Origin of the sequence: Burkholderia sp. HMSC10F09, assembly GCF_001806955.1 — a bacterium.
Taxonomy (GTDB): Bacteria; Pseudomonadota; Gammaproteobacteria; order Burkholderiales; family Burkholderiaceae; genus Burkholderia; species Burkholderia multivorans.
Genome location: NZ_KV786764.1, coordinates 1 through 9,285 on the forward strand (window position 1 = coordinate 1; position 9,285 = coordinate 9,285).

The following is a 9,285-nucleotide window of genomic DNA, read 5'->3' on the forward strand; positions in this document are numbered from 1 at the left end:
CGTGCCGCCGGGCTGGCGCGTGGCCGCCAAGCGTGGCGCGGGCGGCTATGGCACGACGACGGACGTCGCGGTGCTGTGGCCGCCGTCGCGTGCGCCGATCGTGATGGCCGTGTCGTTCACGCAGCCGCGCGCCGATGCCGCGCCGCGCAGCGACGTGATCGCCTCGGCCGCGCGGATCGTCGCGAACGCGCTGACGGCAACCGCATAGCGCGCCCGGCGCGGCGCCGGCACTCGCGTCGAGCGGGCGTTTGCCTTATCGTGTCGGCAGCGCGTGCCGCCGCCGGCGCGCCGTCTTTCCGCTCACTTCGCTTCGCCATGCGCCGACTTCCGCCTTTGCACGCGCTGCAGATCTTCTCGACCGTCGCCCGTCACGGCAGCTTCACGCGCGCGGCCGAGCAGCTGTGCGTGACGCAGGGCGCGGTGAGCCGACAGATCCAGACGCTCGAGGCGCATTACGGCTTCCCGCTGTTCAAGCGGCATGCGAAGGGGCTGACGCTGACGGCCGAAGGCGAACAGCTGCTGCCGGTCGTCAACGAGAGCTTCGCGCGGATCGAGGACATTTCGTCGAAGCTCACGCGGCAGCGCACCGACCTCGCGTTAAAGGTGCCGACCTGCGTGATGCGCTGGATGCTGCCGCGCATCATGCGCTTTCAGGGCGAGCATCCCGATCTGCACGTGCAGATCACGACCGCATGGCAGCACGTGGTCGACTTCTCGTCCGAGCCGTTCGACGCGGCGATCGTCTACGGTACGTCGCCGGGCGCCGGCGTGGTCGCGCTGCCGCTGTTCGGCGAGCGGCTCACGCCCGTGTGCGCGCCCGAGCTGCGGCAAACGGCGCCGCTCGACGCGGTCGACGACCTCGCGCGCCATACGCTGCTGCATCCGACGCGCGACCATCGCGACTGGCGCGCATGGCTCGAGCACGCGGGCGTGCGCACGGTCGATCCCGAGCGCGGGCCGACCTTCGACACGCTCGATCTTGCGACGAACGCCGCGATGCAAGGCTTCGGCGTCGCGATCGGCGACGTGACGCTCGTCGACGACGACGTCAGCGCGCGCCGGCTCGAACGGCCGTTTGACATCGTGCTCGAGACGGGCGCGCGCTACTTCTTCGTGTACCCGGAGAGCGGCGGCAGCCAGCAGAAGATCCGCGCGTTCAGCGACTGGATCGCGCGCAATCGCGATTGATGCGGTGCGGCGCGCGGCCGCCCGCTTACTGATACGTGACGATCGCGATCATCGGCGAGCGTTCGCCGCCCGGGCGCGTCGGTAAAGAGATTGCGCGCGACGCCTGCGTAAAGGTCGTCGTCCGTACCGGCTGCAACGTCGCCGCGTCGACGAACTCGATGCGGCCGGCCGTCGGACGCGGACAGTCGGGCCGCACGTGCGCGGCCGGCGCATCGAGCGCGAACGAGCACGGCGGCTCGACGATCATGCCGGAGAAATGGATGACGCCGGACGTCGCGCCGGCGAAAGACAGGGACGAGGCCAGAAGCGACGCACCCAGGACGAACGATGCGGCGGTCACGCGATGCTTCATGACAGGCTCCAGAGTGGCAGCGCATCGCGGCGGGGCCGCTCGGACGGCAGCCCGTCAACGCGGCGATGCTGAATACGTAAACGGCAACGGCATCGGACCTCTTGAGTGAAAAAGACGAAATCTTGAAACCGCACAAGCGGCGTGCGGCTGTTTCAATCAATGTAGACGGAATCGGCGCGTTCGCAAGTCGGGATCGTGCGGCGTCGCGTCGTGCACGAGCAGGTGTCCGGCGCGTGCGGTTGCGGGCGCAACGGCTGCCGGTCGCGGCAAAAAAACGGCCGCTCGCAACGAGCGGCCGTACGGCATGCCGAAGCGGCGCGCCGGCGTTCAGGTCGCGCGCTTGCGCACCGCGCCGACGATCGCGAGCAGCACGATCGCGCCGATAATCGACGCGACCCAGCCCGCGCCCTGACCGGGCGCATACCAGCCGGCGGCCCGGCCGACGTAGCCGGCAATCAGCGAGCCGACGATACCGACGATCGTCGTCATCAGCAGGCTCATCTTGTCGTCGCCCGGCTTGAGCGCACGGGCGAGGAGGCCGACGATCAGACCGACTACGAGGGTTTCGATGAATTGCAGCATGGATGCCTCCCTATCGCTGTTCAGCGGTTATCGAAACGGAATGGACCCGCGCGGCGCATCGGGGTTCCGTGCATCGGCGGCGGGCGCAGTATCGCATGCCGTTGCGTCGCCGGGATGTCAGGCGGCCGGCGCGAGGCGCCGATAGCCTTCGGTCGCCTGCAGCAGCGTGCGCGTGTAGTCGCGCGCGACGTGTCCGGCACGCACGTCCTCGATCCGCAGCTGTTCGACGATTGCACCGTGCTGCATCACCGCGACGCGCTGGCACAGGCAGCCGATCACCGCGAGATTGTGGCTGACGATGATCATCGTCAGGTTGCGTTCGCGATGCAGGCGCCGCAGCAGGTTCAGGATCTCGGCCTGCACGGAGACGTCGAGCGCGGACGTCGGCTCGTCGAGCAGCAGCACGCGCGGCTCGAGGATCAGCGCGCGTGCGATGGCGACGCGCTGTCGCTGGCCGCCCGACAGCTGATGCGGATAGCGGAAGCGGAACGCGGGGCCGAGCCCGACTTCGGACAGCGCACGCGCGATGCGTGCGTCGGCGTCGCCGATCCGATGGATCGACAGCGGCTCGCGCAGCGTCTGATCCACCGTGAAGCGCGGATGCAGCGACGCGTACGGATCCTGGAACACCATCTGCACGCGGCGGCGGAACGCGCGATCGGGCGTGCCGGCGATCGGCCGTCCGTCGATCGAGAGCCGGCCGGACGCGAGCGGAACGAGGCCGGTCAGCGCGCGCAGCAGCGTGGATTTGCCGGAGCCCGATTCGCCGACGAGGCCGAACACCTCGCCGTCGCGCACCGCGAAGCTCGCGTCGCGCACGGCGTCGACATGGCCCGTGCGAGTCGGAAAACGGATCGATGCGTGATCGACGTCGATCATCGTGCAGCCTCCTGTCGAATGGCGCGCGCGGTCGCGTCGAGCCATGCCGGATCGCGCTGCAGCACGGGCAGCTCGTCGGGCGGATTCGCGAGCGGCGGGTTGGCCGCGAGCAGCCCGCGCGTGTACGGATGTGTCGCATGCTGCAGATCGCGCGCGGCACAGGTCTCGACGACGCGTCCCGCGTACATCACGGCGACGCGATCGCAGAACGACATCACGAGCGGCAGGTCGTGGCTGATGAACATCAGCCCCGTATCGTGCCGCGCGATCATCGCGTCGAGCACCGCGAGCACCTGCATCGACACGGCAACGTCGACCGCGGACGTCGGCTCGTCGGCGATCAGCAGCCGCGGCCCCGTCGAGACCATCATCGCGATCATCACGCGCTGGCCCATCCCGCCGGACAGCTCGTGCGGATACGCGTCGGCCACGCGCTGGGGATCGCGGATCTGCACGGCCGCGAGCGCCTCGACGATCCGCTCGCGCAGCGCGCGGCCGCGCAGGCCCGGCTCGTGGCGCCGGAACGCTTCGCCCATCTGCTTCGCGACGGTCATCACGGGGTTCAGCGAATACTTCGGATCCTGCAGGATCATGCCCATCTGACTGCCGCACAGGCGCCGGCGCTCGCGCGGCGACATCGCGAGCAGGTCGTGGCCCGCGAAGCGCATCGTCCGTGCCGAGCAGCGCGCGGCGTCCGGCAGCAGCCCGAGCAGCGCGCGGCCCGTCAGCGACTTGCCGGACCCCGATTCGCCGACGATGCCGAGCCGCTCGCCCGGTGCGAGCGTCAGCGAGAGGTCGCGCACCGCGTCGATGACGGTACCGTCGTGGCCGCGAAAGCCGATTTTCAGGCCGTCGATCTCGCACAGCGGCGCGGCGGTTGCGACGGTGGAAGTGGTTTGCATGTCACGCTCCATGTCGCGGATCGAAGACGTCGCGCAGCCCGTCGCCGAGCAGGTTGAACGCGAGGCTCACGAGCAGGATCGCCGCGCCGGGCAGCGTCGCGACCCACCATGCGTCGAGCAGCACGTTGCGGCCCGACGCGACCATGAAGCCCCATTCGGGGCTCGGCGGCTGCGCGCCGAGGCCGAGGAAGCCGAGGCCGGCGACGGTCAGGATGATGCCGGCCATGTCGAGCGTCGCGCGCACGATCACGGACGACATGCACAGCGGCACGATGTAGCGCAGCAGGATGCGCGGTCCCGACGCGCCTTGCAGCCGCGCGGCATGAATGTAGTCGGCCTGCGCGATGCGGATCGTCTCGGCGCGCGCGAGCCGCGCATAGGCAGGCCACGCGGTGATCGAGATCGCGACGACCGCATTGACGACGCCCGGCCCGAGCGCTGCGGCAAACGCGAGTGCGAGCACGATCTTCGGGAACGCGAGCGCGATATCGGTGATGCGCATCAGCACGCTGTCGACGAAGCCGCCGCAATAGCCGGCCGTCGTGCCGATCGCCAGTCCGATCGGCACGACGATCGCGACGACGAGCAGCGCGATGCCGAGCGTGAGCCGCGACCCGCCGATCAGCCGGGACAGGATGTCGCGGCCGAGCTGGTCGGTGCCGAGCCAGTGCGACGGCGAGCCCGGCGGCAGCAGGCGATCGCCGAGCACCTGGCGCAGCGGATCGTGCGGCATGATCAGCGGGCCGACGATCGCCACGACGATCAGCGCGACGAGGATCGCGAGCCCGAACAGGTTGAGCGGATTCGTCGCGAAGCGGCGCCAGCGGCGATACGTGAGCCCGAGCGCGGCCTGCGAGCGCGACGCCGGCGCATCGGAAAGCAGCCACGCGCGCAGCGTGACACGGTCGGCATTCGTCATCGGTCGACCTTCGGAAGCGAGTGAAACGGAAGCAGCGGGGAAGCGGGCATGGCAAAGCGGTCCTTAGCGTGCACGCGGATCGAACACGCGGTAGAGCGCATCGGTCAGCAGGTTGACGGTGATGAACATCACGCCGATCACGAGCGTCGCGCCGAGCACCGCGTTCATGTCGGCATTCAGCAGCGCGCCCGTCAGGTATGAACCGAGGCCCGGCCACGCGAACACGATCTCGGTCAGCACCGAGCCTTCGAGCAGGTTGCTGTACGTGAGCGCGATCACGGTCAGCAGCGGCACCGCGATGTTGCCGAACGCGTGACGCCAGATCACGCGGCGCTCGGAGAGGCCCTTGGCGCGCGCGGTGACGATGTATTCCTGGCTGAGCTGATCGAGCATGAACGAACGCGTCATCCGGCTCAGATACGCGACCGAGTAGTAGCCCAGGATCGCGGCCGGCAGCGCGATGTGCGAGAGCGCATTGCGCAACACGTCCCATTCGCCGGCGAGCACCGCGTCGATCAGCAGGCTGCCGGTGCGCGTGTCGACCATCCCGTCGTATACCGGATCGAGCCGGCCCGGCCCGGCGACCCAATGCAGCCGCGCATAAAACAGCAGCAGCCCCATCAGCCCGAGCCAGAACACCGGCACCGAATTGCCGATCAGCCCGATGAAGCGCGCGATGTGATCGATCGGCCGGTTGTGCTTCACCGCAGCCGCGACACCGAGCGGCACGCCGATCGCGATGCCGATCAGCGTCGCGATCGTCGCGAGTTCGAGCGTCGCGGGAAACACGCGCTTGATATCGTCGAGCACGGGGTTCGACGTCAGCAGCGAGACGCCGAAATTGCCGTGCAGCACGTCGCGCGCGTAGATCAGGAATTGCGTGACGAGCGGCTTGTCGAGTCCGAGCGCGATGCGCTCGGCCGCGTACGCTTCGGCCGACGCGCGATCGCCGAGGATCGCGAGCACCGGATCGATCGGCACCTTGCGGCCGATCACGAAGGTCAGCGCGAGCAGCCCCGCGAACGTGACGGCGAGCGTGACGGCCCAGCGCAGCACGCGCAGCATCCAGCGGACGGCCGGACGCCGCGCGGGCAGCGTGCGGAGCGCTTCGAGAGTGGAGACGGGAGTCGACATGCGGCGGCCGTTACTGCTTCTTGAGGTTGCGGTAGGACACGAGATCGTTGATCGGTCCGACTTCGAGCCCGCTGACGCCGGGCCGCGTCGCGACCTGCGCGACCTTCTCGAACATGATCACGAACGGCGACTGCGCGAGCAGCTCCTTCTGCATCGCCTGATACAGCGCCGCGCGCTTGGCGGCGGTCGGTTCGGCGAGTGCCGCGTCGGTTTCCTTCGTCAGCTTCGGGATGTCCCAGCTGTTGCGCCAGGCGAGCATCTTGTACGGCGACTTGTCGCCGTTGTCGGGGTTCCATGCGAAGCCCTGCGCGTTGCTGTGCGGATCGATGTAGTCGGCCGACCATTCGCCGATATAGATGTCGTGCTGGCGCGCGCGGTATTTCGCGAGCGTCTGCTTGTTGTCGCCCGGAATCAGCTGCACCTTGATGCCCGCCTGCGCGAAGTTCGCCTGCACGGCCTGCGCGATCTCCGTGTACGGATAGTCGTTGCGCACGTCCATCGTCACCGAGAAACCGTTCGGCACCCCGGCTTTCGCGAGCAGCGCCTTCGCCTTCGCGACGTCCAGCTTGTACGGGTTCGTGTTCAGCGCGCCGAGGAAGCCTTCGGGCAGGAAGGTCTGATGCACCTTGTAGGTCGTCTTCACGACGTTGTGCTGGATCCCCGCATAGTCGACGAGCCATTTCAGCGCTTCCTGCACTTCGGGCTTCGCGAGCGTCGCGTTCTTCGTGTTCAGGCCGAGATAGAGCAGCGTCGCCTGAGGCGATGCCGTGACCTTCGCCTTGCCGGACTTCACGACGGCCGCGAGATCGTCGGGGCTCAGGTCTCGCGCGGCGTCGACGTCGCCGTTCTCGAGCAGCAGCCGCTGGCTGGCCGCCTCGGGCACGTGACGCAGCACGATGCGCTTCATCGCGAGCGGCAGGCGATAGCCGTCGAAGCGCTGCAGCACGATGCTGTCGCCGGCCGTCCACTTCGCGAGCTTGTAGGCGCCGGAGCCGGCCTCGTTGGTTTTCAGCCATGCGTTGCCGAGGTCGTTGCCCTGCTGGTGCGACAGCAGCAGCTTCCGGTCGACGACCGAGGCGGGCCAGGAACCGAGCACGTTCAGCACGAAGGTCGGCGCGTACTTGCGGTCGGTCGTGATCGATACCGTCTGGTCGTCGAGCTTCTTCACGTTCGCGGCCACGTTCGCCTTCGTCAAGCCGATGCCGGTCAGCACCGCGGCGGGGCCCTTGTCGAGCAGTACCGCGCGCTGGATCGACCAGACGACGTCGTCGGCCGTCAGCGCGTTGCCCGAGTGGAACTTCAGCCCGCTGCGCAGCTTGAACGTGTAGGTGAGGCCATCCGCGCTGACCGTCCACGACTGCGCGACGTCGCCGTTGAATTTCGACGGATCGCGCAGGTCGACGCGCACGAGCCGGTCGTAGGTGTTCGCGACGTATTCCTCGGGCACGAGCTCGTAGATCTCGGCCGGATCGAGCGTCATGAATTCGTCCAGCAGCGTGGCCATGACGAACATGTCCTTCGGGGTTTCCGCGCGTGCGGCGGAAAACGGTGCGGAGGTCAGTGCGGCGGCGAGCACGGCGGCGCTGACGAGCCGGGATGTCAGGGGTTTCATGGGCGCTCCATCTGTCGTTGATGTCGTTGAACGTGAACGGAAAGGGGGACGTGCGTCACATCAGGCGCCACGGGCCGCTGGCGTCGTTGTCGATCAGCGGCAGCGCGCGCGAGCCGGGCAGCTCGTAGTGCCACCATTCGCTGTCGATATGCGCGAAGCCGGCCGCATGCATCACGCCGAGCAGCAGCAGCCGGTTGCGCTGCACGGCCTCGGGCAGCCCCACGTGGAAGTGCCCGGATGCGGCCACCATCTCGTCGAAGCCGGTGCCCATGTCGAGCGGTTCGCCGTCGGTGCCGACGAGCGTCAGGTCGAGCGCCGTGCCGCGACTATGATTCGAGCCGCGGCCGAGATCGGCGACGAAGTTCGGGTCGGGCAGGAAGTCCCACAGCACCTGCTGCGCCTGCGGCGGCCGATACGCGTCGTAGATGCGCAGCGTGAAGCCGGCCTGCGCGGCGACGTCCACCGCGCGGCGCAGCGCCGCTTCGGCCGGCGCGAGCAACAGGCAGTGCGCGCGGCGGTAGATCGGCTTGCCGGTCAGATTGCGCTCGGTCGCATAGACGAGGTCGATCTCGACGCGATGCGTGGCGGGCGTGATTTCGACGAGGCGGTGATCGTTCATCGGCAAATGGGTTCTCTCAGGATTCGAATTGATCGAAGGTGCGCTGCAATTCGCGGTTGCGCGCGACGCGCCGGTCGATGGCGGGGCCGAGACGGTCGACGACGGCCGTGATCAACAGGTTGAACAGGCACGTGAGCGGCGCGAGCGAATCCCAGAACTGGCCGACGTCGGTCTTCACCTGCAGCAGGTCGGCCGGCCAGTCGCGTGCCCACGGGCAATACAGATCGGTGACGAGCGCGAACGGCTGGCCGAGCTCGGCCGCCGTTTCGCAGTAGCGGCGCGCGGTGCGCGAATACGCGCGCGTGTCGGTGACGATCGAGTATGGCCGCTCGAATTCGGAGTTCAGCGAATCGACGTACGAGCCCGACTGGCCGTCCGAATAGAACACGCGCGGGCGCAGATATTCGAGGTAGCTGCTGAATGCGTTGCTGATGCCGCGCGTCGACTGGATCCCGACGATGAACACCGCATCGGCATGCGCGATGCGGTCGGCGACCTGCGCGAACACCGGGCCTTCGGCTAGCCGGTACACGTGGCGGATCGCATCGAGCTCGCGTTCGAGCGACGAGGCGAGCGCGTTCTCGCCGCCTGCGTCGCCGCTTGGCGCGGTGCGCGCGATCCGGCGATATTCGTCGAGACGGTCGGTGATCATCCACGGCCGGTCGCTCGCGCCGCGCAGCTCGCGCTTCAGGTCGTCGAGATTGCGATAGCCGACGCTGCGCAGAAAGCGGCCGACCGAGATGCCGCTCGTGCCGGTCTGCTGCGCGATCTGGTCGGCCGTTTCGAGGCCGAGCCGGTCGACGTTCGCGAGCATGTAGCTCGCGATGCGCTTCGCGGTCGGCGTCAGCTCGGCAAAGCGCGATTCGACGGTACGGACGAACGTGCAAGCCATCGGATGTTAGATCGTTGTCGTTTGACATTGGAATGTCACGTATCTAACAAAGCCAAAAACATTCGCGCTAGTGGACAAAAACTATCGAGGGGCGGTGGCGATAGAGCGCGCTCGAGGCGGGTAACCACCACGCCGGCGCAGGGGCCGAAGGCGTAGACGGCTGCTGTCGCGCGCGACGTCGGCCAGTGAGGAGGCGTTCGGCGGCG

The 9,285-nt window shown here is 68.2% G+C and carries 10 protein-coding genes and 1 pseudogene; 2 read left to right on the plus strand and 9 right to left on the minus strand.

Annotation, left to right across the window (positions count from 1 at the left end; genetic code table 11):
• Window positions 1–208: pseudogene (locus HMPREF3115_RS17290) on the plus strand (class A beta-lactamase); the annotation flags it as partial.
• A 107-nt stretch (window positions 209–315) separates the two neighbouring features.
• Window positions 316–1,188 (plus strand): LysR substrate-binding domain-containing protein, encoded by an 873-nt coding sequence (locus HMPREF3115_RS17295; protein ID WP_035487593.1) that lies wholly within the window; start codon window positions 316–318, stop codon window positions 1,186–1,188.
• Between the two features lie 25 nt (window positions 1,189–1,213).
• On the opposite strand, the gene HMPREF3115_RS17300 is transcribed toward HMPREF3115_RS17295, so the two are convergent.
• From HMPREF3115_RS17300 to sapR, 9 genes are all read right to left on the minus strand, one after another.
• Window positions 1,214–1,540: a type 1 fimbrial protein gene (locus HMPREF3115_RS17300; protein WP_006403275.1), complete on the minus strand. Its 327-nt coding sequence runs from the start codon at window positions 1,538–1,540 to the stop codon at window positions 1,214–1,216.
• Window positions 1,541–1,867: 327 nt separating this feature from the next.
• Entirely contained in the window at window positions 1,868–2,122 is a 255-nt protein-coding gene (locus tag HMPREF3115_RS17305) for a GlsB/YeaQ/YmgE family stress response membrane protein (protein ID WP_006403276.1), read from the minus strand.
• A 117-nt stretch (window positions 2,123–2,239) separates the two neighbouring features.
• Window positions 2,240–3,001, minus strand: coding sequence for an ABC transporter ATP-binding protein (locus tag HMPREF3115_RS17310; RefSeq protein WP_070555337.1), 762 nt, complete (start codon window positions 2,999–3,001; stop codon window positions 2,240–2,242).
• Window positions 2,998–3,903 carry an ABC transporter ATP-binding protein gene (locus HMPREF3115_RS17315; protein ID WP_070555340.1) on the minus strand — a complete coding sequence of 302 codons (906 nt, stop codon included), beginning with the start codon at window positions 3,901–3,903 and terminating at the stop codon, window positions 2,998–3,000. Before HMPREF3115_RS17315 ends, HMPREF3115_RS17310 begins: the two co-directional genes overlap by 4 nt.
• Before the next feature lies 1 nt (window position 3,904).
• Window positions 3,905–4,822 (minus strand): nickel transporter permease, encoded by a 918-nt coding sequence (gene nikC / locus HMPREF3115_RS17320; RefSeq protein WP_006403284.1) that lies wholly within the window; start codon window positions 4,820–4,822, stop codon window positions 3,905–3,907.
• 63 nt (window positions 4,823–4,885) lie between these two features.
• Complete coding sequence (locus HMPREF3115_RS17325) at window positions 4,886–5,956, minus strand: ABC transporter permease (protein ID WP_006408454.1); 1,071 nt, start codon at window positions 5,954–5,956, stop codon at window positions 4,886–4,888.
• Window positions 5,957–5,966: 10 nt separating this feature from the next.
• Window positions 5,967–7,568, minus strand: coding sequence for an ABC transporter substrate-binding protein (locus HMPREF3115_RS17330; protein WP_070555342.1), 1,602 nt, complete (start codon window positions 7,566–7,568; stop codon window positions 5,967–5,969).
• Between the two features lie 55 nt (window positions 7,569–7,623).
• Entirely contained in the window at window positions 7,624–8,187 is a 564-nt protein-coding gene (gene ddpX, locus HMPREF3115_RS17335; protein ID WP_053298451.1) for a D-alanyl-D-alanine dipeptidase, read from the minus strand.
• A 16-nt stretch (window positions 8,188–8,203) separates the two neighbouring features.
• A complete protein-coding gene (gene sapR, locus HMPREF3115_RS17340; RefSeq protein WP_006403289.1) occupies window positions 8,204–9,079 on the minus strand; it encodes a sap1 transcriptional regulator SapR in 876 nt (291 codons plus the stop codon).
• Between the last annotated feature and the right edge of the window lie 206 nt (window positions 9,080–9,285).